The 23,579-nt window shown below is 40.3% G+C and carries 19 protein-coding genes; 13 read left to right on the top strand and 6 right to left on the bottom strand.

All coding sequences use genetic code 11. The annotated features are described in order from the left end of the window. The first annotated feature begins 27 nt into the window (after positions 1 to 27). Genes mfd through L1264_RS16870 form a run of 3 tightly spaced genes read left to right on the top strand, consistent with a single transcriptional unit; the run spans position 28 to position 4,609 of the window. Entirely contained in the window at positions 28 to 3,501 is a 3,474-nt protein-coding gene (gene mfd, locus L1264_RS16880) for a transcription-repair coupling factor (protein WP_199526596.1), read from the top strand. Beyond that, positions 3,501 to 4,334: a CsiV family protein gene (locus L1264_RS16875; RefSeq protein ID WP_199526597.1), complete on the top strand. Its 834-nt coding sequence runs from the start codon at positions 3,501 to 3,503 to the stop codon at positions 4,332 to 4,334. The genes mfd and L1264_RS16875 overlap by 1 nt, the downstream gene beginning before the upstream one ends. Positions 4,335 to 4,345: 11 nt before the next feature. After that, the gene (locus L1264_RS16870; protein ID WP_135924299.1) at positions 4,346 to 4,609 is read left to right on the top strand and encodes an outer membrane protein assembly factor BamE; all 264 of its coding nucleotides are present in this window, start codon (positions 4,346 to 4,348) and stop codon (positions 4,607 to 4,609) included. Between the two features lie 37 nt (positions 4,610 to 4,646). Here the strand turns inward: L1264_RS16870 and L1264_RS16865 are convergent, their stop codons facing one another. The 3 genes from L1264_RS16865 to L1264_RS16855 all read right to left on the bottom strand — a co-directional run bounded on the left by L1264_RS16865 (position 4,647) and on the right by L1264_RS16855 (position 9,709). Beyond that, positions 4,647 to 6,008: a hypothetical protein gene (locus L1264_RS16865; protein ID WP_138558547.1), complete on the bottom strand. Its 1,362-nt coding sequence runs from the start codon at positions 6,006 to 6,008 to the stop codon at positions 4,647 to 4,649. 106 nt (positions 6,009 to 6,114) lie between these two features. Beyond that, positions 6,115 to 8,706, bottom strand: coding sequence for a TonB-dependent receptor (locus L1264_RS16860; protein ID WP_135924297.1), 2,592 nt, complete (start codon positions 8,704 to 8,706; stop codon positions 6,115 to 6,117). A gap of 592 nt (positions 8,707 to 9,298) precedes the next feature. After that, on the bottom strand, positions 9,299 to 9,709 hold the full coding sequence (locus L1264_RS16855) for a hypothetical protein (protein ID WP_199526598.1): 411 nt from the start codon (positions 9,707 to 9,709) through the stop codon (positions 9,299 to 9,301). A gap of 344 nt (positions 9,710 to 10,053) precedes the next feature. Here L1264_RS16855 and ccoN point away from each other — a divergent pair, with 344 nt between their 5' ends. The 10 genes from ccoN to uspE all read left to right on the top strand — a co-directional run bounded on the left by ccoN (position 10,054) and on the right by uspE (position 18,980). After that, complete coding sequence (gene ccoN / locus L1264_RS16850) at positions 10,054 to 11,487, top strand: cytochrome-c oxidase, cbb3-type subunit I (RefSeq protein ID WP_036967883.1); 1,434 nt, start codon at positions 10,054 to 10,056, stop codon at positions 11,485 to 11,487. 12 nt (positions 11,488 to 11,499) lie between these two features. Next, positions 11,500 to 12,174: a cytochrome-c oxidase, cbb3-type subunit II gene (gene ccoO / locus L1264_RS16845; RefSeq protein ID WP_135924295.1), complete on the top strand. Its 675-nt coding sequence runs from the start codon at positions 11,500 to 11,502 to the stop codon at positions 12,172 to 12,174. A gap of 5 nt (positions 12,175 to 12,179) precedes the next feature. Next, positions 12,180 to 12,365: a cbb3-type cytochrome oxidase subunit 3 gene (locus L1264_RS16840; RefSeq protein WP_054561331.1), complete on the top strand. Its 186-nt coding sequence runs from the start codon at positions 12,180 to 12,182 to the stop codon at positions 12,363 to 12,365. Beyond that, the gene (gene ccoP, locus L1264_RS16835; protein WP_135924294.1) at positions 12,362 to 13,327 is read left to right on the top strand and encodes a cytochrome-c oxidase, cbb3-type subunit III; all 966 of its coding nucleotides are present in this window, start codon (positions 12,362 to 12,364) and stop codon (positions 13,325 to 13,327) included. Before L1264_RS16840 ends, ccoP begins: the two co-directional genes overlap by 4 nt. A 149-nt stretch (positions 13,328 to 13,476) precedes the next feature. Beyond that, the gene (locus tag L1264_RS16830) at positions 13,477 to 13,968 is read left to right on the top strand and encodes a FixH family protein (RefSeq protein WP_135924293.1); all 492 of its coding nucleotides are present in this window, start codon (positions 13,477 to 13,479) and stop codon (positions 13,966 to 13,968) included. A gap of 9 nt (positions 13,969 to 13,977) precedes the next feature. After that, a complete protein-coding gene (locus L1264_RS16825; protein ID WP_138558551.1) occupies positions 13,978 to 16,353 on the top strand; it encodes a heavy metal translocating P-type ATPase in 2,376 nt (791 codons plus the stop codon). Then, positions 16,350 to 16,517 carry a cbb3-type cytochrome oxidase assembly protein CcoS gene (gene ccoS / locus L1264_RS16820; RefSeq protein ID WP_054553052.1) on the top strand — a complete coding sequence of 56 codons (168 nt, stop codon included), beginning with the start codon at positions 16,350 to 16,352 and terminating at the stop codon, positions 16,515 to 16,517. The genes L1264_RS16825 and ccoS overlap by 4 nt, the downstream gene beginning before the upstream one ends. Next, positions 16,510 to 17,181 carry a sulfite exporter TauE/SafE family protein gene (locus tag L1264_RS16815; protein WP_199526599.1) on the top strand — a complete coding sequence of 224 codons (672 nt, stop codon included), beginning with the start codon at positions 16,510 to 16,512 and terminating at the stop codon, positions 17,179 to 17,181. The genes ccoS and L1264_RS16815 overlap by 8 nt, the downstream gene beginning before the upstream one ends. 38 nt (positions 17,182 to 17,219) lie before the next feature. Then, entirely contained in the window at positions 17,220 to 17,954 is a 735-nt protein-coding gene (locus tag L1264_RS16810; RefSeq protein WP_135924290.1) for an FNR family transcription factor, read from the top strand. A 102-nt stretch (positions 17,955 to 18,056) separates the two neighbouring features. After that, positions 18,057 to 18,980 (top strand): universal stress protein UspE, encoded by a 924-nt coding sequence (gene uspE, locus L1264_RS16805; protein ID WP_138558554.1) that lies wholly within the window; start codon positions 18,057 to 18,059, stop codon positions 18,978 to 18,980. Positions 18,981 to 19,060: 80 nt separating this feature from the next. On the opposite strand, the gene ttcA is transcribed toward uspE, so the two are convergent. The 3 genes from ttcA to L1264_RS16790 form a co-directional block, all read right to left on the bottom strand. Beyond that, positions 19,061 to 19,954, bottom strand: coding sequence for a tRNA 2-thiocytidine(32) synthetase TtcA (gene ttcA / locus L1264_RS16800; protein WP_054561325.1), 894 nt, complete (start codon positions 19,952 to 19,954; stop codon positions 19,061 to 19,063). A gap of 191 nt (positions 19,955 to 20,145) precedes the next feature. Beyond that, complete coding sequence (locus L1264_RS16795) at positions 20,146 to 22,449, bottom strand: hybrid sensor histidine kinase/response regulator (protein ID WP_235404265.1); 2,304 nt, start codon at positions 22,447 to 22,449, stop codon at positions 20,146 to 20,148. Between the two features lie 9 nt (positions 22,450 to 22,458). Continuing rightward, positions 22,459 to 23,579: ABC transporter substrate-binding protein (locus tag L1264_RS16790; RefSeq protein WP_235404263.1), on the bottom strand; the 1,121-nt coding region annotated here is incomplete at its 5' end.

The following is a 23,579-nucleotide window of genomic DNA, read 5'->3' as shown; positions in this document are numbered from 1 at the left end:
AGTAAAAACAGTTTAAAGGAGTAGTAAATGGCGTTTGCGCAATGGGCAGCATTGCCTTGGGTAAAATCTGAAAAAGATAAAATTCAATGGGGACAACTTACCGGTAGCGGGCTTAGCATCGCCATCGCAGAAGGTGTAAAACAACACAACGAGCTGGTTGTGATTGTCACCCCAGATACGCCAAGCGCCCTACGCCTTGAAACTGAACTCGAATTTCTATTGCCTGAAAACCCAGTCATGGTCTTCCCTGACTGGGAAACGCTACCTTATGATCATTTTTCGCCGCATCAAGATATTATTTCAGCGCGCTTAGCCACCTTAAATACCTTAAAAAAAGAACAACAAAGCGTATTAATCGTGCCAGTGTCGACCTTAATGCTGCGTACAGCCCCTGCTTCGTTTATTTATGGTTCAACCCTTAACTTTAAAGTGGGTGATACCCTAGATACGCACACACTGCGTGAAAACCTTGAACAAGCAGGCTATTTACATGTACAACAAGTGATGGAGCATGGTGAATACGCTATCCGTGGTTCTATCGTTGACTTATACCCTATGGGTAGCCCTCACCCATTCCGTTTAGACTTTTTTGATGATGAGCTCGACAGCATTCGTTTATTTGATGTTGAAAGCCAACGATCTGATGAAAAAGTCGACAAAATTGAGTTACTGCCAGCTCACGAGTTTCCAACTAACGACTCAGACATCGAGCGTTTTCGTATCAATTATCGTGAACAATTTGGCGCAAGCTCTGAGCAAGACTCAATTTATATGCAGGTTACCAAAGGAACTTGGCCTGCCGGTATCGAATATTACATGCCACTGTTTTTTGATGGACTGGCGACTATCTTCAATTACTTACCAAGCAATACGACGTTTATGCATTTTGGCGATATTGAGCATGCTGCTGACCAATTTTGGCACGATGTAAATGTTCGCTACGAAAATCGCCGTGTTGATCCACTTAGACCACTACTTGAGCCAATTAAGCTCTATCAAAGTGTTAATGAGCTGTTTGGTGAATTTGGTAAATACGCACGTATTCGTTTATCACAAGCCAAATTAGGCACCAAAGCAGGCCATACAAACCTTGCCAGTAAAGAGCTGCCAAATGTACGTATAGATCATAAGTTACATGAACCGTATCAAGGTTTAATAAACTATGTTGCTAGCGAGAAAAAACAAAAAGGCCGCGTGCTGCTCTCGGTTGAATCGGATGGCCGCCGCGAATCATTACTGACATTATTAAAACCAAGTGGTTTAAAGCTCAAAGAGTTTGAAACTTTTAGCGATTTTACCAATAGTACAAGCGATGTTGGCCTCATCGTTTCGCCACTTGAACAAAGTGTGGTGTTAGACGGTAAACCGCGTTTAACCATTATCACAGAGCAAGAATTATTAGGTATTAAGGTATCGCAGCGTCGACGCCGTAAACACAAATACGAAGCCAGCCAAGATGCGCTTATTCGTAACCTTGCTGAGCTACGAGAAGGCCAGCCAATTGTGCACCTTGACCACGGTGTAGGCCGCTATCAGGGGCTTGAAACCATCGATGCTGCCGGTGTTATCACCGAGTTTGTTACCATCATTTACGCCAACGAAGCGAAGCTTTACGTACCTGTTTCAGCGTTACATATGCTGAGCCGCTATTCTGGTGGCGAAGAAGCCTCTGCCCCGCTTCATAAATTAGGCTCCGATGCGTGGGAAAAAGCTAAAAAACGTGCTGCCGAAAAAGTTCGTGATGTGGCTGCTGAGCTATTAGATATTTACGCAAAGCGCCAAGCAAAACCGGGTAACCAATTTAAGCTTGATGGCAGTGCATATCGCCAGTTTAGCGACAGCTTCCCGTTTGAAGAAACCGACGATCAACGCAACGCCATTGAGTCTGTTCTTGGTGATATGCAAAGTAAACAAGCGATGGACCGTTTGGTGTGTGGTGACGTTGGCTTTGGTAAAACTGAAGTTGCAATGCGCGCAGCCTTTGTGGCCGTTAACGATAACAAGCAAGTTGCGGTGCTGGTACCAACAACACTGCTTGCTCAGCAACATTATGAAAACTTTAAAGATCGTTTTGCCGATTTACCAATTGAAGTTGGTGTTTTATCACGCTTTAATTCTACAAAAGAGCAAAAAGATACCCTAGATAAAATGGCTGAGGGTAAATTAGATATCGTTATTGGTACACACAAGCTTATTCAGCAAGATATCAAATTTAAAGATTTGGGCTTATTAATTGTTGATGAAGAACACCGCTTTGGTGTGCGTCAAAAAGAAAAAATCAAAGCATTACGTGCCGATGTTGATATTTTAACACTTACAGCAACCCCTATCCCACGTACCTTAAACATGGCAATGAGTGGTATGCGTGACCTGTCAATTATTGCCACACCACCTGCAAAACGTTTAGCAGTTAAAACCTTTGTTAGACAAAGGGATGCAGAACTAATTCGCGAAGCAATCCTGCGTGAAATTAAACGCGGTGGTCAGGTGTATTTCTTACATAATAATGTTGAAACTATCGACCGTGTTGCTGAAGAAATCAGTGAATTGGTCCCTGAAGCCAGTGTTACAACGGCACATGGTCAAATGCGAGAGCGCGAGCTTGAGCAAATTATGAGTGATTTTTATCACCAAAAATATAATGTCATTGTGTGTACCACCATTATCGAAACCGGTATCGATGTACCCACTGCCAACACCATTATTATGGATAGAGCAGATAAGCTAGGGCTTGCACAACTACATCAGTTACGAGGGCGTGTTGGCCGAAGCCATCACCAAGCGTATGCATACCTTCTAACAGGTAATCCTAAGTCGTTAACCAAAGACGCTGTAAAACGTTTAGAAGCGATAGAATCGCTTGAAGATCTAGGCGCTGGCTTTGCACTTGCTACCCATGATTTAGAGATTCGTGGAGCGGGTGAATTACTTGGTGACGACCAATCAGGGCAAATGCAAACCATTGGTTTTAGTTTGTATATGGAAATGCTTGAGCAAGCCGTTAACGCATTAAAAGAAGGTAAAGAGCCAACTCTTGAGAATTTACTAGGTCAACAGACTGAGGTTGATTTAAAACTACCAGCCTTATTACCTGAAGATTATATTCATGATGTAAATGCTCGTTTAGGAATCTATAAACGCATTGCAAGCTGTGCTAACCTCAACGATATGGACGAATTACAGGTAGAGCTAATAGACCGCTTTGGTCTGCTACCTGATGCCACTAAAAACTTATTTAGTTTGCAGCAATTAAAACTGCAAGCAAGCAATATTGGCATTAAGAAAATTGAAGCAAATCCGAAAGGCGGTTATTTTGAGTTTAGCCAGCATACAAAGGTTAACCCTAGCTTCATTATAGGTTTGATACAAAGTGCACCACAGGTGTATAAAATGGATGGCGCGAATAAATTGCGCTTTGCGATTAGTGAGGCAAACCCTCGCGAACGCTTAAAAATGGTCACTGCAATGATTGCAGATTTCGAGAAAAAGGTTAGCCATTAATGTTGTTAAGAAATAGTTTTTTGTTGCTGTGTTGCTTATTTACAAGCTCATCGTTTGCAACGAGATGGTTTGAAATTGAAGTACTTATCTATAAACAACGCCCAGCACCTTATTTACAAGAAGATTTTTCTTTAAAGCATGATGAGATTACTGCTAAGCGCGAAAAAGATCTGCTTACTCCAGCTTATACAGCGCAAGCTAGACAAGAGTGCTTAAATGGCGACAGTCGATTTCAGTCTACGACATTTGCAGATGCTATTATTACCTCGAATCCCCACTCTAACGTGTGCGATGAAAGTGTTGATTATTTATCTAGTTATGACGAATTACCCGTGACACCCGTAGTCGAAGCTCGCGACGACACGGATGAAATTTATCTACTCGCGCCCGAGCAGCTACAGTTTATCGAACAAAAAAAGCAACTAGATCGTAAAGGTCTCACGCCGATACTTCACACAGGTTGGCGCTTTCCTGAAATGAGCGAAAGTAAAGCCCCCAGTATTAGATTGTTTTCAGGTGATCACTTTTCACAAGCGCTCGATAGCCAAGCAACTACTGATAATGACTTTATTAATCTAGTTAGCCCGGTACAGCAATATATTCCCGAACAGTTACAAACGATACCGAATTGGGAATTAGAAGGCTTGATGAAAATATACGTTCGACATTACCTGTTTATTCATGCTGATTTTGATATTAGTCAGCGTTTAGAGAGTGGCGACTATGAAAAAGCACGTTTTTCACAATTTAAGCGTGTAATAAGTAATGAAATTCATTATTTCGATCACCCTCGCATGGGGATGATTGTACAAATAAGACGTTATAACCATTAATGGAAACTATTATGAAAAAATATATGGCAATTGCTGCTGCAACGGTAGCGCTTACTTTAGCTGGCTGTTCAAAAGTTAACTTAGAAAACTATGAAAAAATTAAAATCGGTATGGATAAAGCTGAAGTTGAAGCGATTTTAGGCTCGGCGGATAAGTGCGAAGAAAAAACACTTCATACTAATTGTATTTGGGGTAGCAAAGACAAAAATATCGAAATTACATTAGTTTCAGATAAAGTGTCGCTGTACAGCAAAACAGGTTTAGACGCTAAATAAACCTATCAGGGTGGTAATGTACCACCCTCGTTTCTCTTTATTTAACTGACGTCGAATATATCCTTTCAATATTAACAATTTTGCTACGATTTAAGGTAATTTTGTAGCGCTGCATCAGTGTTTTTTCATCGTTTTGTGAAAAAACCAATACCATATTTAGTTGATACCTACGCTCAACTGCTTGCTTAGATATTTTATTGCTTTCAAGATGATAAAGTTTGCCTTCACCACGTTTTAAATAACGTGCGAATGGCGCTAAACTAAATTGCATCGTTTGTTGTAGGGTATCGTAGCCCGGTAAAAACTCTTTAGCATTAACGTGTGTTTCACTAGCAAAATGTAACCATTGAGAAGCCTGCTTGTTCTGATGGCGACGCTTAGAGAAGATTTGTCTAACCTCTTTGGGAATACGCTTAAAAGCTTCGTATTCTAGCCAAATATACTGACTAGCAATGCGGTCTTTAGTAATACTATTTCTAAATTGAAAACGCCATTTTGGCCGCCCTCTTACTATTGCTCGCCATATAACGCGGGTAATATCCTCTTTGAATATCTCTCGCAGCCCATAAATTACACCTAAAATCAAAATTAAGGTTGCAGTTACCTCAGTAAAGGTTGAACGGGCGTTTAACACAACTAACATTACAAAGGCCATGATAACAGCCGTTACAGATCCCTTCACGATGCGCTTTAAATAGCTATTCAAATGTCGGGTATGACGAGTTAAAACCACACCATGTTCAATCAAACGTTGTAACAGGCGCATTTTATTAGTGATTCGATTGGCATCTTCAAGGGTTGATTGCGAGTTATATTCCTGCTCGTCACGGTAACTATTTTCAGTTTTACAAAACTCTAAAAGCTCGCTGCGCTCTTTTGCAAAATCGCTACTGCGTGGTCCTTCGTCTAGCAACTTTAAAAATGACTGTTCAACATGCCAACTTAAATAGTTATCGGCATTTTTATAAAATGGCAGTAGTTTTTCATCATCTGGTGTGTAGCGTCTCAGCTTTTTAAGCAGCCCTTTGGTTTGCTCACACAATTCAATGGCTGCAGGATAAAACTCTTCAGCTTCTTGGTATTTTAAGGTGTCTTTAATATCAGCATTAAGCGCTAAACGAACTTGATAGCAATATAAGTTTAAATTTTGTCGATAATCTTGCTGCTCACCTTTGTTTTTACTAACAAAGCGACTTCTCACCAAGGGTAAATGAATATTGTTGGCGTTATAAGCTAAATGTGATTTGAAGTGGTTATTAAAAAATGACTCTTCACTAAGTGTTTGTGGATTAACACTCATCTCATTAGGGATTGAGAAATACAGATCTAAGCGCTGCTCTGCACGGGGAGTGAGTTCAGGCTCAATAATAAAAGATAGGTTTTCGTCTTGTTTAAGCAATATCACCTCGTTTGTTAAAAGTACCTCTACAGTTTACGCGTTGATAAGCTTTCAGACAATAAAAAAGCCCCGTAAAACGGGGCTTTAATAATCATTTCAAACTAGATTAGAACTTAACGTTCACACCAGCGAAGAAACGACGACCTAGTACATCATATGTGTACGGGTCAGTGTTTGAGTCATTGTTACCTGAGTAGTAAGGTGCTTGCTTATCGAATAAGTTGTTAACACCTGCAGAGAATGACACTGTGTCGTTCATGATGTATGAACCACTGATGTCGTGGTATACAACAGTACCAACGCTTGGTACTAGACACTCGCTGTCGTCAGCAAGACATGCATAGCTGTCTAGGCCGTCGATCATACGTGCTTGGTATTGTGCATCCCAGTTGTCGCCAGACGCGTTAAGAGTGAAGTTAGACTTAACTTTCGCGTAGCTACCGATACCAGAAGTTACAAGACCTGTGTAATCGATTGTGCTTGTGCCTGAATCAACGATGTACTCATCAAGGATAGTTACATCAAGACCTGTGCGCCAGTTAAGACCTGCAGCTTCAAATGCATACTTGAAGTTTACGTCGTAACCTTTAGTCGATTCGTTACCAATGTTTTGTAATTGGTTGTTGAAGCTAATACGACCAGTGCTTTGGTTGAAGTTGATTGCAGAAGACTGACAAAGTGCAGTATCTTGGTTTTTGTATGAACCTGTAGCAGCGTCAAGACAGTTCTCAACGATGTATTGGTTGTTTACGCTTGAAATTGAGTTTTCGATTTCGATTTCATAGTAGTCAACAGTCATTGAGAAACCATCTAACCACTCTGGAGCGTATACGAAACCAGCTGTTACTGTATCAGCAAGCTCTGGCGTTAATTGGTCATTACCACCCACAGTTACTTCAGCTTGGTCTTGAGCGCCAGGGAAGTTAACTTGTTCGAATGAAGGTGATTTACCTTGGTAAAGCTCAGATACTGTAGGAGCACGGAATGCAGTTGAACGAACAGCACGTAGCATTAGTTCGTCGTTTACACGCCAAGTTAAACCTAGTTTCCAAGTCTCATCTGAACCAAATGTGCTGTAGTCAAATGCACGTACAGCTGCGCTTAAGTCAACCATTTGTGCAAATGGTGCATCAGCTAGAAGTGGAACAGCAAATTCTACGTATGCTTCGTTAACGTCGAAACGACCACCTGTTGGTTCAACACGTGGGTCATTTGCAAGACCTTGTGAAGTTAGTGAATCTGGAACGTACCATGCTTTTTCTTCACGACGCTCGATACCTGCAGCGAAACCAACGTAACCAGCAGGAAGTTCCATTACTTCACCATTAAGGCCAGCTGAAAGAACTAATAATTGGCTACCACCTGAGTTGTTTTCAGTGTAGTTGTACTGTGCAAGGTTGCCAGCAGACCAGTCAGCTTGGTTTAGTGGGTTAAACTCACCTTCACCGATTGCATCTTGGATTGAACCCATGTTTAGAAGGTTAGTTGCACGGTCAACTGAATCGTTACGACCGAATACTACTGAAGTATCCCAGCCCCAACCGTTGTCGAATGAACCGTCTAGACCGATTACTGCACGTACTGTGTCAACAACTTGCTCATAACCACGAGGACCTACGTCTGTCATACGACGACCGTAAGAGATATCTTCTCCGTCAGCAACACCATGAGAAAGAAGTGAATCACCCATAGTTTCTGCATCGTATTTGAAGTCAAACCATACTGGCTGTGGAGCCATTTGTTGAGTTGACCAACGCTTAGAGTAAGTGAATTCAGACACTAGACGCGTTTCATCAGTTACGTCAAAGTGGCCGATACCTGTAAGGTTTAAACGACGCATTGGCGTGTATAGGTAGCTTGTTGCTGAGTAGTTGTATGCATCACCAGCAGCAGTAAAATCATGCCAACCACCATCTGCTTGACCTTGAAGGTCTGCATTTTCAGCCCAAACGTGGCCGAAAGGTGTATAAGAAGAACCACCACAGTAGAAGCTACCGTTGTCGTAATCTTCTTCGATAGGACAATCAGAGAAGTCACGATCTGCTTGAGAAGCATCGCCACGGTCAGTGTATTGTAAACCGATTACAACGTTACCACGGTCAAAGCTTGAACCCATTGTGATATCGAAAGACGTTTCGTCTGCATCGCCTTCACCAGTGATAGCACCGTTAAGGTTCATGTCTAGACCTTCGAAGTCGTCTTTTAAGATGATGTTAACAACACCCGCTACCGCGTCAGTACCGTAAACAGCAGATGCGCCGTCTTTTAGTACTTCAACTTGCTTGATCATTGATACTGGGATTGTGTTTAAGTCAACAGTAGATGCTGCACCAGTACCAGAGTTGATCATACGACGACCATTTACTAGTACTAGAGTACGTTGTGCACCAAGACCACGTAGGTCAACACGTGCGTTACCACCTGAACCGTTGTTAACAGCAGGGTTAGTCATTGCACCACTTGCTGCAGTCATTTTTTGTAAAACGCCATCGATGCTTGATGCACCCATTGCTTTGATGTCATCTGCACCAATTAATGTTACAGGACTAGACGTCTCCATATCGGTACGCTTAATGCGAGAACCTGTAACTTGAATCTTTTCGATTGAATCTGCCGCATCTTCAGCAGCTAATACTTGCATGCTTGAGAACATTGGGATTGCTGATACAACAGCTAAACCAAGAATTGATTTTTTCATGTGAAAACCCTACTTGTTGGAAATTTACCTTAGTTAGGTAGCGCTCGTTATTATTCGAATCACGAGTCAGCGGCAGGCAACTTAGGCTCAGTTAACTGAACGAAAACTGAATGGTAGAGCAATAAAAAAACAACCTAAATTTCTAGTTTCCAATTGGGGTAATAAGGTTTCACGATGTATCAATGTTAACAGAAAAAAACACTATAAAATCAGTTTTCTACAATACTTTACAACCAAAAAAAATACGATTGAAATCAATTGCATGAACTTTGTAATCAAGTGTAACTAAGGCCGTATTGAGGCTACAAATGAAATTTTTACAACTTGATCACACATCGTTATAAAAACCGTAAAAGCTTGGTAAGACTGCTAACCATAGTTATTCACTAAAATTAACTAATTAGACAAAGTTAGTCGGTTAATCGCTGTATTGGAGGACGTTTTTTTAGATTTGTTCCAAAACTTTGTGGTTTTCTTGGAATAAGTTAGTTAAATGGCGTCGTTATGTAGGAAAACTAATTTGATGGTGTGTATCACTTAGTCAAATAAACAGTTACTTGGTGATACACATATAAATGTTGCGGTATTAAGGTTAGATAGAATCGAAATAATAAAAAAGCGTGTGTGTTTTGTTACTAGCGTCTTGATAGGTCACGGTCATCTTCCATGTCATGACGGGTTCTGAACACGCCCCTACCATTGTATTAGCAGTCCATATTTGTTCAGTCTTAGTAAACTGAACTGGGATGAACCCCATATACATAGATACACCTTCAAGTTTAGCTGAGGGATTTTTGGCATCATCTGGCAACTTCAAGTTAATTGTAAAAGGGGTTTCTGGGCTAACTTTAGAATTACTTAACCAAACTTCTACATTATTAGTAAATTGACATCGGCTATTATTTTCACAGCTTGTACTTGCGCTACCCTCTTCTATACTTTGGTAATCACACGCAGCAGTAAAAATACTGATCAGGAAAACTGGGAGTAAACTAATTCTCACTTTCTTTGCCTGTATAAAATAAAAGCGGATACTAGTCAGGTCATAGATAAAAGACAACTATGCTCGATGGAATAAGCTAATAAAAATACAATCATTGACAAAAAATAACCAACAAAACATCAAAAATTGATTGATGTCATAATTTTATGCAATTGACCTATCTTTTTAAGGTCAAAAATTTTATCATTTCCATCGCAAAAATAAGGGTTTCTCGAGTTTGTTTTCTGAAGCTAACACCTTTTAGCTAGCTTTAGGTAACACACTTGTGAAGTAATAGTAGGCCCCACTTTTATCAAGTGGGTAATTCATTTCTAAAACGCATTAATTGCAGCGGAAGCCAGAAAATGAGCCAAACAGTAGCATCACAAACTGAGTACAATTATAAAGTTGTACGCCAATTCGCTATTATGACAGTGATTTGGGGCATCGTTGGCATGAGTGTTGGGGTTCTGATTGCTGCCCAATTAGCTTGGCCAGCACTTAACTTTGATACACCATGGTTAACTTACTCTCGACTACGTCCGTTACATACGAACGCAGTAATTTTCGCATTTGGTACAAGTGCTCTTTTTGCGACGTCTTATTACGTCGTACAACGTACGTGTCAAACGCGCCTTTTCTCAGATAAACTAGCAGCCTTCACCTTCTGGGGTTGGCAACTTGTTATCGTACTTGCAGCGATCACCTTACCTTTGGGTATCACAAGCTCAAAAGAATACGCAGAACTTGAATGGCCAATCGATATTCTTATCGCCGTTGTTTGGGTTACATACGCAGTTGTATTCTTCGGTACGCTAATCAAGCGTAAAGTATCGCACATCTATGTTGCGAACTGGTTCTACGCTGGTTTCATTATTACTGTTGCCGTTTTACACATTGTAAACAGCATGGCAATTCCAGTTTCACTTACTAAATCATACTCTATCTACGCAGGTGCTGTAGATGCAATGGTTCAGTGGTGGTACGGTCACAACGCTGTTGGTTTCTTATTAACTGCTGGTTTCTTAGGTATGATGTACTACTTCGTACCAAAACAAGCAGGTCGCCCTGTTTACTCTTATCGTTTATCGGTAGTTCACTTCTGGGCACTTGTTTCTTTATATATCTGGGCAGGTCCTCACCACCTACACTACACTGCGCTTCCAGACTGGACGCAAAGCTTAGGTATGGTTATGTCAGTTATCCTATTCGTTCCATCTTGGGGTGGTATGATCAACGGTATCATGACGTTATCAGGTGCATGGCATAAACTACGTACTGACCCAGTACTTCGTTTCTTAGTTGTTTCTCTATCTTTCTACGGTATGTCTACGTTCGAAGGCCCAATGATGGCTATTAAGTCTGTTAATGCGCTTTCACACTACACTGACTGGACTGTAGGTCACGTACACTCAGGTGCACTAGGTTGGGTTGCAATGATTTCTATCGGTGCTATCTATCACCTAATCCCTGCACTATTCTCACAAGGCCGTATGTACAGTGTTAAACTAGTTAACACGCACTTCTGGTTACACACTGTGGGTGTTGTTCTATACATCGTAGCAATGTGGATCTCAGGTGTAATGCAAGGTCTAATGTGGCGTGCAGTGAACTCAGACGGTACGTTAATGTACAGCTTTGTACAGTCATTAGAAGCTTCGTATCCGTTCTATATCATGCGTTTCCTAGGCGGTGTATTCATCGTAACAGGTATGCTAATTATGGCTTACAACGTTTATCGTACTATTGCTGCGAAGAAAGATTCGCTTCAATTAGACGCTGACGCACAATTAGCATAATGGAGTAGCACGATGAGCAATAATAATTCACAAAACAAACACGAAATAGTCGAAAAGAACGTTGGCCTTATGGCTATCTTGACTGTTTTTGCTATCAGCTTTGGTGCATTGGTAGAGATTACACCACTTATGTTCCAAGACGATACGACTAAACCTGTTGATGGCTTACGCCCTCTTACAGCGTTAGAAATGGAAGGCCGCGATATCTATGTACGTGAAGGTTGTTACAACTGTCACTCACAAATGATTCGTCCTTTCCGTGACGAGGTTGAGCGTTATGGTCACTACTCTGTAGCTGGTGAGTCAGTATGGGATCACCCATTCCAATGGGGTTCTAAGCGTACTGGTCCTGACCTAGCTCGTGTTGGTGAGCGTTACTCAGACGATTGGCACCATGCTCACTTAATGGACCCACGTGCTGTGGTTCCTGAGTCAAACATGCCAGCGTTTCCTTGGTTAGATGAAAACAGAGTCGATACAACCCATACTCTTAAAAAGCTTCAAATATTCCGTGATAGCTTCGGAATTGATAAATCAAGCGACCGTTACGACGGTAAAGGTTATGGTAGCGACGAAGAGTTAAAAGCTGACATTGCGAAAATTGAAGCCATGAACGATGGTAAAGGCGCGACTGAAATGCAAGCTCTTATCGCTTACTTACAACAGCTTGGCACACACTTGAAGTAATTATTATGGATTACGGAACATACAGAGGCATTTTAACTCTGGTAATTTTAGTACTGTTTATTGTGATTGTTGTATGGGCATACAGCAAGCGTAGCAAAAGTCGATTTGATAATGCTGCTAATGCCATATTTGAAGATGAAAAAAAACACAACAACACAATCTCTAACGAGGAAAAGGAGTCTGAGAAATGACTAGCTTTTGGAGTATATGGGTTATTGTATTAACCCTTGCGTGTCTTGCTATCATCTTCGGCCTACTTCTGTGGAACTTGAAAAACTACACAGGTGTTAAAGAAGGCGAAAGCTGTGGTCACGAATTTGATGGCATTGAAGAACTAAACAACCCACTACCAAAATGGTGGACTTACATGTTCTTCGCGACATTTGTATGGTCTGTTTATTACCTTGCAGCTTACCCAGGTTTAGGTAATTGGGAAGGTTTAGGTAAATGGACAAGTTCTAACCAAGGTATTACTTCTCTAGCTGAGTCTAAAGAAGCAACTGAACAAGCATTAGCTAATGGTGAGAACGTTCAATTAGACCAAGAGTTTATTGCAGCAGATGAGCGTTTTGGCCCAATCTTTGAGTCATACGCGAAGCAAGATATTGAAGCACTTGTAAAAGACGAAAAAGCGCTTGAGATTGGTCAACGTTTATTCTCTCAAAACTGTGCTCAGTGTCATGGTTCAGATGCACGTGGTGGTTTAGGCTTCCCTAACCTAACTGATAAAGATTGGTTATATGGTGGTACGCCAGACAAAATCAAAGAAACACTTCTTTATGGTCGTGTTGCTGCGATGCCACCTTGGGGTGATGCACTTGGTGAGCAAGGTATTAAAGAAATGACTGCTCACGTACTAAGCTTATCTGGCCGTACTGTAAACCAAAAAGATGCTGAAGCAGGTGCTGCGAAGTTCGCAATGTGTGCAGCGTGTCACGGTGCTGACGGTAAAGGTTCAGTTGCACATAACTTACCATTTGGTGCACCTAACCTAACTGATAACATCTGGTTGTATGGTGGCTCTAAACGTGCTGTTGAAGAAACACTTAGAAATGGCCGTGCCGGTGTAATGCCAGCATGGAAGGACATTCTAGGTGAAGATAAAGTACACCTATTAACAGCGTACGTTTACAGCTTATCGCAAGATAAATAACCACGTCGTTAATAAAATGTATAAACAATTAATCTTTTAATTCAATAGATTAATTAAGATCAAAAAAGCCTCCATCTGGAGGCTTTTTTTTAGTCTTTTGCTTTTAGATCCGATAAAATGCGTACAACATTTTTTAAGGTATAAGTACTATGAAACCGACTCCTTGGTATAAAAACTTTTGGCCATGGTTTTTAATCTCCTTCCCGCTTGCTGCAATTATCGGCTGTTTTGGTCTAATTTATATGGCTATTGGCAATGGCCCTGATATGGTTGTTGATGACTACTATAAAAAAGGTAAAGCAATTAACCTTGAACTCAGTAAATTCAATAAAGCCAAAGCACTATATCTGCATGGTGATTTAGATGTAACTGGTGATAAAGTTAGCTTTAAATTTACTAAAGGTGATGCAAGCCAAGTTCACTCTTTAAAAATGTCATTTTATCATCGCACCATTAAAGCCAATGACTTCAATGTTAGTTTAATGAAAAACGCTCATGGTGACTTTACAGCCCTACTCGACACTCACGTTGACGGTGCATACACAGTGTTTATTGAACCTATCGATAATAGTTGGAAGTTAAAAGAAGACATTACTCTTCCTACTGATAAAACAATTTCGATTAGCCCTGAATATAAGTAGTAAACTCAAATGTCCGATAATTGCTTTCATTGTCTTGAAAGTGTGCCAAAAGGCTTTAATGCGACTGTCGAAATAGACGGTAAGGCACAACCTATGTGTTGTATTGGTTGCCAAACGGTTGCTGAGAATATCGTCGCCCAAGGCATGACCGATTACTATAAGTTTAGAACTGTGCGCTCTGGTAAAGTAGAACAACTTGTTCCAGAGCAGCTTGAGTTAATTAAGAGCTACGATAACGAAGATATACAAGATGAGTTTATTTCAGCCACAAATGACTTATCAGAAGTGCTTCTTACCGTCGAAGGTATCACCTGTGCTGCCTGTGCTTGGTTAATCGAGAAACAATTACTCAATTTAAAAGCAATTAAGCGTGTGGATGTAAATACATCGACTAATCGTGCGATGATCCAATGGGATAAATCGGTTACTCCACTTAGCCAAATTATCACTTCATTACACGAAATCGGCTATAAAGCTTACCCGTTTCAGGCTGATCTTGAAGCGAGTCAAAAACAACAAGCCGCTAAAGCCTATATCCGCCGATTAGGTGTTGCAGGTCTGATGACTATGCAAGTAATGATGTTCGCTTTTGCCATGTATTTTGGCATGTTCTCGGGCATGGAAGAAAACTTTGAACAGTATTTCCGCTGGATAAGCTTAGTTCTTGCTTCGCCGGTTATTTTATACAGCGCCCTGCCGTTCTTAACCAATGCAATTAATGGTTTAAAAGCCAAACAGCTCAATATGGACTTACCCGTATCTTTAGCGATTTTTGGTGCTTATGGTGCGAGCTGCTATGCCACATTAATGTCGGTTGGCGAAGTTTATTTTGAATCTATCTGTATGTTTACCTTCTTATTATTACTGGGTAAATATTTAGAATTTAGAGCCCGTTTAAAAGCCAGTGAATTTACTGCTAACTTACAAAAACTTTTGCCTTTAACTGCACGAATTATCAATAGCGATAATCAAGAATCAATTATTGCTGCTAAAAAGCTTAAATTAGGCGATGTTGTTTTAATTAAAGCAGGCGAAACCATTCCTGCTGATGGTGTTGTGATCAAAGGTAAAACAACTGTTGATGAAGCCATGATGACAGGCGAGCATCAGCCAGTTAATAAATTTATCAGCCATCAGGTTTACGCTGGTACTATTAACCACGATGGCGTGATCAGTATTGAGATCAACAAAATCGGCCAAAATACGCTGCTTAATCAAATTATTAAGTTACAACACACAGCATTAACCAAACGCCCTCGATTAGTTGAGATCACAGATAAAGTCGCGCAGTGGTTTGTTGCGTGTTTATTACTGTTTGCCTCCATTACAGCGATTGGCTGGTATCAAATAGACCCTGAGCATGCTTTTTGGGTTACTATTTCGGTGCTTGTTGCAACCTGCCCTTGCGCCCTTAGTTTAGCGATTCCAACTGCCCTAACCTGTGCCGTAGCCAGCCTTACAAAGCGTGGCATTTTAATTAAACAAGCCCATGTTTTAGAAACGCTACCACAATTAACAGATATCGCCTTCGATAAAACAGGTACTTTAACGCAGGGTCGTTTCACTATTGAGCGTGTTGAAATGGTCAGCAGCCATTATAGTGAAGCTGATGCATTACGATTAGCAGCGCAACTTGAAAGCTTCTCAGAACACCCAATTGCTAATGCGTTTGCAACTTACAACGACACGGTTAACCCTATCGAAAATGTCACAATCGAACCGGGTAAAGGTATTACAGCAGAGCTTAATAAACAGCACCTAGCGATAGGTAAAAGCGGCTGGTTTGATACCGAAAAAGCAGATGCACAAGCAACCTTGTATGTCGATAAACAAGTAGTTGCGCGCTTTTATCTCGCCGATAGCTTACGTAACAACGCAGAAAAACTAATCACTGAGCTGCACTCTCAACAAATAAAGTGTCACATGTTAACGGGTGATGCATCAAACAGTGGTGAGCGAATCGCAAAACAGTTAAATTTAGATACCGTGCACGCAGCATGTAGCCCTCGCGATAAACAAACTCATGTTGAAGCACTCGCAAACAAAGGCGCCATTGTTGCCATGGTGGGTGATGGAGTCAATGATAGCCCAGTATTTGCCAGTGCCCATTTATCTATTGCAATGGAAACAGGCGCTGATATTTCCAAAAACAGTGCTGATGTGGTATTACTCAATAGTGATCTAACCGCCATCGAGCATTTGCTAACTGTGTCGAAAAAGACACGCCGTATTGTTAAGCAAAACTTGGCATTATCACTTATTTACAATGGTTCGATTTTACCACTGGCAGCCCTTGGGCTTGTTGCTCCTTGGATGGCCGTCATCGGTATGTCTGCAAGCTCCATTTTGGTTATTACCAACTCATTAAGGTTATTAAAACTATGAGTATCATCTACATGCTTATCCCGATTGCCATATTATTTGTGCTAATTGCTATTGGGGTGTTCTTTTGGGCTGTAAAAAGCGAACAATTTTCTGATTTAAACAAACAGGGCCACAGTATCCTGTTCGAAGACGATAAAGAGCAGCACAACAAAAGTAATGATTGATCCGCTGTTTATTAGTGCATTTGTAATGGGTTTGTTAGGCAGTGGTCACTGTCTAGCTATGTGTGGTGGCATTGCCAGTAGTTTACAACTTGCTGTTAACAAAAACCGCGCCGTCAGTTTTTCTGTTGCTTATAACCTGGGTCGTGCGCTTAGTTACATGCTTGCTGGTGCCTTAGTCGCTGGAATTAGCAGTCGTTTTGCAGCGCAAAATACCACTATTTCTATAGCATTATCGTTTTTAAGTGGCATTTTTATGCTCCTCGTTGGGGTTTATATTATGCGCTTAGCGGCGACCCTACAGTGGTTAGAAAAACTAGGAAAAACCCTAGTATGGCAGCATTTAGCTAAGCTCAATCGTTATTTATTACCGGTCGATACAACACCTAAAGCCCTACTCTATGGCGCTTTATGGGGTTGGTTGCCCTGCGGATTAGTTTATTCAGCACTGACTTGGGCTCTCACCAGTCCATCAGCACTACATGGGGCTGGGGTAATGTTATTTTTCGCGTTAGGAACCTTTCCTGCGATGATAAGCGTAGGTCTAGTCAGTCAAAAAATAAACGCTATTTTCAACCATGTTTGGACTAGGGTTATTCTAGGCAGCGTAATAATATGGTACGGTATATACTTATTAATTATAGCAACCGATAAGCTAGTTCATTAATCTTACGCGTTGTTAACTTATTTGAATGGATTTGATGTATGGACTTCTCACAAAACAAGTCAAAAGGCTTATGCACAATTAGCTGTAATAATTGCAGTATTAGCCAGCTATGTTTGCCATTTTCATTAAACGGTCAAGAAATGGATCGTCTTGATGAAATCATCGAGCGCAAAAAACCACTGCACAAAGGTGACTTTTTATTTGAGTCTGGTGAAAGCTTAAATGCGATATATGCGGTACGCTCAGGTTCGTTTAAATCTTACACGTTATCTGAGCAAGGCGATGAGCAAATTACTGGTTTTCATTTAGCTGGTGATTTAGTCGGTTTCGATGCAATTAACAAAATGGCTCATCAAAGCTTCTCGCAAGCACTTGAAACCTCAATGGTATGTGAAATTCCATTCGATACCCTCGATGATTTAGCAGGTAAATTACCAAAGCTACGCCAACAAATTATGCGTTTAATGAGTAATGAAATTAACTATGACCAAGAAATGTTATTGTTACTCAATAAAAAGTCAGCTGAAGAGCGCCTAGCGAGTTTTATCTATAATCTTGCAGAACGTTTCGGTGAGCGCGGTTTTTCGCGTAAAGAATTCCGTTTAACCATGACACGTGGCGAGATCGGTAACTATTTAGGCCTTACTGTTGAAACAATTAGCCGCCTTTTAAGCCGCTTCCAGAAAGCTGGTTTTATTAAGGTTGAAGGTAAATTTATCACCATTTTGGACCAGCAAGCACTTGCAACAACAGCAGCGATTAAATGTAAGTAGAGTTTGATTTAACGCAACTTTCTATTGTTTGCCCCTTTAACTGTTCTAAATTTAGGTTACACTCAAAGTACTACTTTTTGCGGAACAGTTAAGGAGCAGCACATGGACGCAATTAAACGAATTTTAGCAGTTATAGACCCAACCAAAGAGCAGCAACACAGTTTAAGCCGCTCAATTGATCTAGCCAAAAAATCTGGCGCGACCATCACCGCTTTCCTCAGTATCTACGACTTCTCTTACGAAATGACCACGATGCTTTCTGCTGATGAGCGTGAAGCGATGCGTGAGGCAGTAATCAAAGATCGCCAAGCATGGCTAAACGAGCAAATTGCACTTTATCCTGAGCTTACCATTGATAGCTGTGTTGTTTGGCATAACCGTCCTTACGAGGCAATCATTAATACTGTTATTAATGACGGCTATGATTTAGTCGTAAAAGGTACCCATCAACACGATACGCTTAAATCAGTTATCTTCACGCCAACTGACTGGCACCTAATTCGCAAGTGCCCTGCTCCAGTTTTACTTGTTAAAGAAAAAGAGTGGCCAGCACAAGGTAATATTCTTGCAGCAGTGAACGCGGTAAGTGAAAACGAACAACACCTTGAACTTAACAAGCGTATAATTAATGATGCTCGCTTCATTTGTGATTTAGCGAATGCCACTCTTAACCTTGTGAATGCATACCCTGCAACTCCGGTTAACATTGCTATTGAAATTCCTGAGTTCAACCCGGGTGTTTATAACGAATCAGTTAAGAAACATCACTTTGAATCAACGCTTTCGTTAGCTGAAGGGTTTAATATTGATAAAGCTCATTGCCACATTGAAGAAGGCTTACCAGAAGATGTCATTCCTGATGTTGCTGCACGGTTAAACAGCGAATTAGTTGTGATTGGTACTGTCGGTCGCACGGGGTTAAGCGCGGCGCTTGTCGGTAACACTGCAGAGCATGTCATTGATAGTCTTGATTGTGATGTATTAGCGTTAAAACCAGACGGCTACGTCAGCCCTCTTGCTAAATAACATTTTTAAAACGCATTAAAAAAGCCCCATTTCGGGGCTTTTTTTATACCAATTCGCTTAAGTATTATTGCGGATTGGTATTATATGTTTGTTACATCAATAAATAATGATTCATCAATGTTTGTCGAAGAGACTACCGCCTCGCTAAAGTCATAGCTTTCACGATTGCCTTCTCTATCAAGTGGTAAGTTTTCAAAATCAAATAAGTTTCTGTCTGCAAGCTGACTTGGGCTAACATTCTGTAAAGACTTAAAGATACTCTCAACACGACCCGGAGTTTTCTTATCCCACTCTGTCAGCATGGCTTTAATTGATTGACGCTGAAGGTTTTCTTGTGAGCCACACAAGTTACAAGGAATAATCGGGAAATCTTTATGCTCTGCGTATTTAATTAAATCTTTCTCACGGCAATATGACAACGGACGAATGACTACGTTACGTTCATCATCAGAGCGTAATTTTGGTGGCATCGCTTTTAATCGTGAACCATGAAACATATTTAAGAACATTGTCTCAACAATGTCATCCATGTGATGACCAAGTGCTAGTTTTGTCGCGCCAATTTTTTCTGCGAATGAATAAAGTGTGCCGCGACGAAGTCGTGAACAAAGACCACACGTCGTCTTACCTTCTGGTACTTTTTCCTTTACTACTGAGTAGGTATCTTTATCAACGATGTAATACGGGATATTTAGCGTTTCAAAGTAATCAGGCAAAATGTGCTCAGGAAAGCCTGGCTGCTTCTGATCAAGGTTTACCGCAATCACTTCAAATTTAATTGGCGCTGCTTTTTGTAAATTAAGCAAAATATCTAGCATCGCAAAAGAATCTTTACCACCACTGATACACGCCATAACAACATCACCGTCTTCAATCATGTTGTAATCAGTAATCGCGTTACCAACATGCCTTCTTAGACGCTTTTGAAGTTTATTAAATTCAAGAGTTTCTTTTCTAGTATCAGTTTGATTCATTTGCTCTGCTCATACAGGCTTTGCTAAGCCATGTTTCATAGTAAAAAGTTCGGCGTGGATTATACGGACTTTTTATACGAGTTGAAATGATTAGCTTGGGATTATTGTTGTTGTACTCTGCAACTTTATTTATATAAAAGCACAAACAAATCGAAAACAATACATTCGTATTTTACTGTATACACATAGGCTCACTTTGAGCAGGTATAATGCTCCTCTTGGCTGTCATCTGCTGGTGTGCACCACTTTAACAATACCTCTTTAAGAGATTCATACTTTATTGGTTTAGCAATGAAATCATTCATCCCAGCATCAAAACAACGCTGCTTATCTGCACTTAATACATTAGCAGTCAATGCAATGATAGGTGTTGATTTAAAGGCTTCTTTCTCGCGTATTTTTATTGTTGCCTGAGGGCCATCTAAAACAGGCATTTGCATGTCCATGAAAATAATATCAAATAACTGTTTCTCACATTGTAATATGGCTTGTTCACCATCATTTGCTATTTTTATTGAGCTAATATTAAATTCATTTAGCATCGCTTCGATAACGACCTGATTGATTTCATTGTCTTCAACAATCAGAACATTCAGTCTTGAGAAATCAAAAGACTCATCTGGAAATTTCATCAGCGCTACCTCTTTTATATCAGCATGCTTAAAGCTCTGTTTTGCTACCATCTGAAAATAAAAACGTGAACCAACACCAGCTTCACTTTCAACATGTAAAGTTGTGCCCATCAAATTGAGTAACTTACTCGAAATAGCCAAACCTAACCCTGTACCACCAAAGCGACGTGTAATTGAGGCATCAGCTTGTGAAAAGGCTTCAAATAAATTACTCATGTGCTCTTTGACTATACCAATCCCAGTATCTATTACGTTAAACGTTAAGCTAAATTCATCATTACGTTGAGCAATTTCAACACTCAACGTCACATTACCTCGTTCTGTAAATTTAATTGCGTTACCAAGTAAGTTAATTAGTACTTGTTTCAAACGCGTTTCATCTCCTAAGAAGATGGCCTCTTTGCCATCAGGGCTTGTTTCAATATTAAATTGAATATTCTTGCTATGTGCTTGTTCTAAAAATAGATGCTGGAGTTCATCTAACATACTGCTTAACTTAATTGGTTGAGATTCTAGCTCAATTTTAGAAGCCTCTATTTTACTTAAATCCAAAATATCATTAATAATCACTAATAAACTCGAACCAGAAGACTGAATAATAGCAAGCATCTTTGCCTGTTCTGTAGTGAGTGTTGTTCTACTCAATTGTCGAGCCATTCCTAAAATACCATTCATAGGAGTTCTTATTTCATGACTCATATTGGCGAGAAACTCTGATTTTACTTTTGTCGTGTGCTCTGCAACTTTTTTTGCTTCAGAAAGATCACGACTTAAAATACGAAAGCTATCTGCTGCGCTTGCAAGAACTCCAATTTCATCTTTACGGTTTAAATCATGTATTGGTGCCGATAAATCCCCCTCTAAAAAGCGTTGAAAACTGACAGTGAGCCTCTTGATGGCTTGAGATATTTGTAGATGAAAAAATGCGGCAAGCGCTAACACATAAATAAACACGACAGCCGCCAGTGCTTTTAATATTTTTTCGGTTTTAGAAACTGTGATTTCTGCGTCTTTTTTGATCTGATTTAAATGGGCTAAAGAATTCTCTCTTAGCTTATTTGCTAGTGTACTAAACTCGATTGCATCCCCCGCCATTACAACATTTACCAAACTAAAGTAGTTGCGATTGGCCTGAATAGCTTTTGAAAAAGTGTTCTGATAAGTGCTCGCTAATGTCGCTGTTCTTAAAATTTCACTCTGAACATCATCTTGTTGTGTCATAGCTAGATCATTATTAAGCCCAGATAACACCTGCAAAGCATTATTAACGGCAGTTCGTTTTGTATAGTCTTTTTTAGTTAAAAATTGATAGGCATCACGATGTAGCACATGCCACATATTGAGGCTTTCCGCGATGATCAACATTTGTTCGTTTGAAACAGCTAGCTTCTTTAGGTTTTCAAGATGAGTAACGGCCTCAAAATAAATGCTCGGAAGTTCAACTTCGATGAGCTCTGATCTAATTTCATATCGCTTCGTGAGCACACCTAAATTATCACTATATCTGTCGATTAACTCAGACATAGAGTCTAAATATACTTGGCTATCACTCTCATCTGATTTCAAGTTAACTTCATTTAAACGGCTTTTTACACTGTCGAAATTCTCTATGATTTTACTAAAAACAGCTTCACTTCCAGACGAGCCATAGACAGAAATATCTCTTTGCATTTCAACAATATCTTTGTTTATGCTTAAGATGCTGACTGCATAATTGCTTATACGGCTAATATCATTGAAAGACACTTCAATTGTTTTGAGGCGCTTGTTCATCACAACAAAGCTTATTCCCATGACTAATATCACCAGCATTAATGCAAGTAATACTTTAGCTGCCAGTGACTTAGAAATGATATTAATCAATTTAATTCCCTATGAGTTTAATAGCTCATACCACTTATCTAAGCTGTAATCATAATTAGGCATTACTGTATTCCAAACGGCAATATTCGAAAAACGCTTTATATAACTGCCACCATCTCGCATCTGGCCCGCTTTAACTGACACTTTTCCATCTGTACCTTGCAGGTCTATTGATGCAGCTTTTCCTTCATACCAATAATCCCATTCCGGCTTTGACATAAGCGGCTGACTGCGCTCTGGGTTAGAAATATAATAACCTTGGCGCGCAATAAATGCTCCAGGATAGCCAGATAACCACCAATTCATATACTCATATGCCGCATCTTTTACATGCCCTTGTGTATTTGAAGATAAGCACATAACCCCATGCCATGCACGGTACCCTTCTTTGGGAGAAGCATAAACAACAGGTATCCCCTGTCCTTTACATGCACTTACACCTGGAGAAAACATACTTTGAATATTGACCCGTTTCATTTTCATGAAATCTACAGACTGCGGAACAGACGTCCAAAAGCCAGCGAAATGACCTTGCCTTTTTTTCTCGAGTAGAATTGCAAATAGCTGATCTATTTCAGAAATACTCATATTGCCAATATCGTTGAAACGCATCAGTCCTTTGCCTTGAGCTGCTAAAGCTGCATCAAAGATTCCAATAGTGGGAGCATTCACTAAAGCCACTTTACCTTTGTTTTTTTCATCAAGTAACCAAGCCCATGACTCTGTTTCATAAGGAATACCTTGTTCTATAAAATTAGTGTTGTAGCCAAATGAATCAACATTATGGACATAAGGCATAAAACTAATTTGCTTTGTAGGTGTAGCTCCCAAGGAGCCATCGGCTTGAACATAAAGTAACTTGTTAGGTGAATCTCCGGCTCCTATGCTTGCTTCAGGTGTAATCTTGCCTGTTTTAGTCAAAGGGTTAATTTCTTGCCAATAGTTTAACCTATCAATATCTAATGGCTGTATTGCACCCGCTTGCCATAGTATGTTGATTGAATCAGACCATTGCTCATAGAGATCGAAAGAATTTGGGTTTGCAGCTGCTTTTTGTAGTACAGCAGCACTGCCCATTGGGGTAAACTCAACATTAATGCCTAACTCACGCATTGCGCGTTGTCTGAGCT

The sequence above is a fragment of the Pseudoalteromonas sp. APAL1 genome, assembly GCF_021532475.1.
Classification (GTDB): domain Bacteria; phylum Pseudomonadota; class Gammaproteobacteria; order Enterobacterales; family Alteromonadaceae; genus Pseudoalteromonas; species Pseudoalteromonas lipolytica_C.
This window is presented reverse-complemented; position numbering and strand designations above follow the sequence as displayed.

Coding starts and splice junctions, on each gene's coding strand:
- mfd (WP_199526596.1), top strand. CDS start 28: ATGGCGTTTGCGCAATGGGCAGCATTGCCTTGGGTAAAATCTGAAAAA.
- L1264_RS16875 (WP_199526597.1), top strand. CDS start 3,501: ATGTTGTTAAGAAATAGTTTTTTGTTGCTGTGTTGCTTATTTACAAGC.
- L1264_RS16870 (WP_135924299.1), top strand. CDS start 4,346: ATGAAAAAATATATGGCAATTGCTGCTGCAACGGTAGCGCTTACTTTA.
- L1264_RS16860 (WP_135924297.1), bottom strand. CDS start 8,706: ATGAAAAAATCAATTCTTGGTTTAGCTGTTGTATCAGCAATCCCAATG.
- ccoN (WP_036967883.1), top strand. CDS start 10,054: ATGAGCCAAACAGTAGCATCACAAACTGAGTACAATTATAAAGTTGTA.
- ccoO (WP_135924295.1), top strand. CDS start 11,500: ATGAGCAATAATAATTCACAAAACAAACACGAAATAGTCGAAAAGAAC.
- L1264_RS16840 (WP_054561331.1), top strand. CDS start 12,180: ATGGATTACGGAACATACAGAGGCATTTTAACTCTGGTAATTTTAGTA.
- ccoP (WP_135924294.1), top strand. CDS start 12,362: ATGACTAGCTTTTGGAGTATATGGGTTATTGTATTAACCCTTGCGTGT.
- L1264_RS16830 (WP_135924293.1), top strand. CDS start 13,477: ATGAAACCGACTCCTTGGTATAAAAACTTTTGGCCATGGTTTTTAATC.
- L1264_RS16825 (WP_138558551.1), top strand. CDS start 13,978: ATGTCCGATAATTGCTTTCATTGTCTTGAAAGTGTGCCAAAAGGCTTT.
- ccoS (WP_054553052.1), top strand. CDS start 16,350: ATGAGTATCATCTACATGCTTATCCCGATTGCCATATTATTTGTGCTA.
- L1264_RS16815 (WP_199526599.1), top strand. CDS start 16,510: ATGATTGATCCGCTGTTTATTAGTGCATTTGTAATGGGTTTGTTAGGC.
- L1264_RS16810 (WP_135924290.1), top strand. CDS start 17,220: ATGGACTTCTCACAAAACAAGTCAAAAGGCTTATGCACAATTAGCTGT.
- uspE (WP_138558554.1), top strand. CDS start 18,057: ATGGACGCAATTAAACGAATTTTAGCAGTTATAGACCCAACCAAAGAG.
- ttcA (WP_054561325.1), bottom strand. CDS start 19,954: ATGAATCAAACTGATACTAGAAAAGAAACTCTTGAATTTAATAAACTT.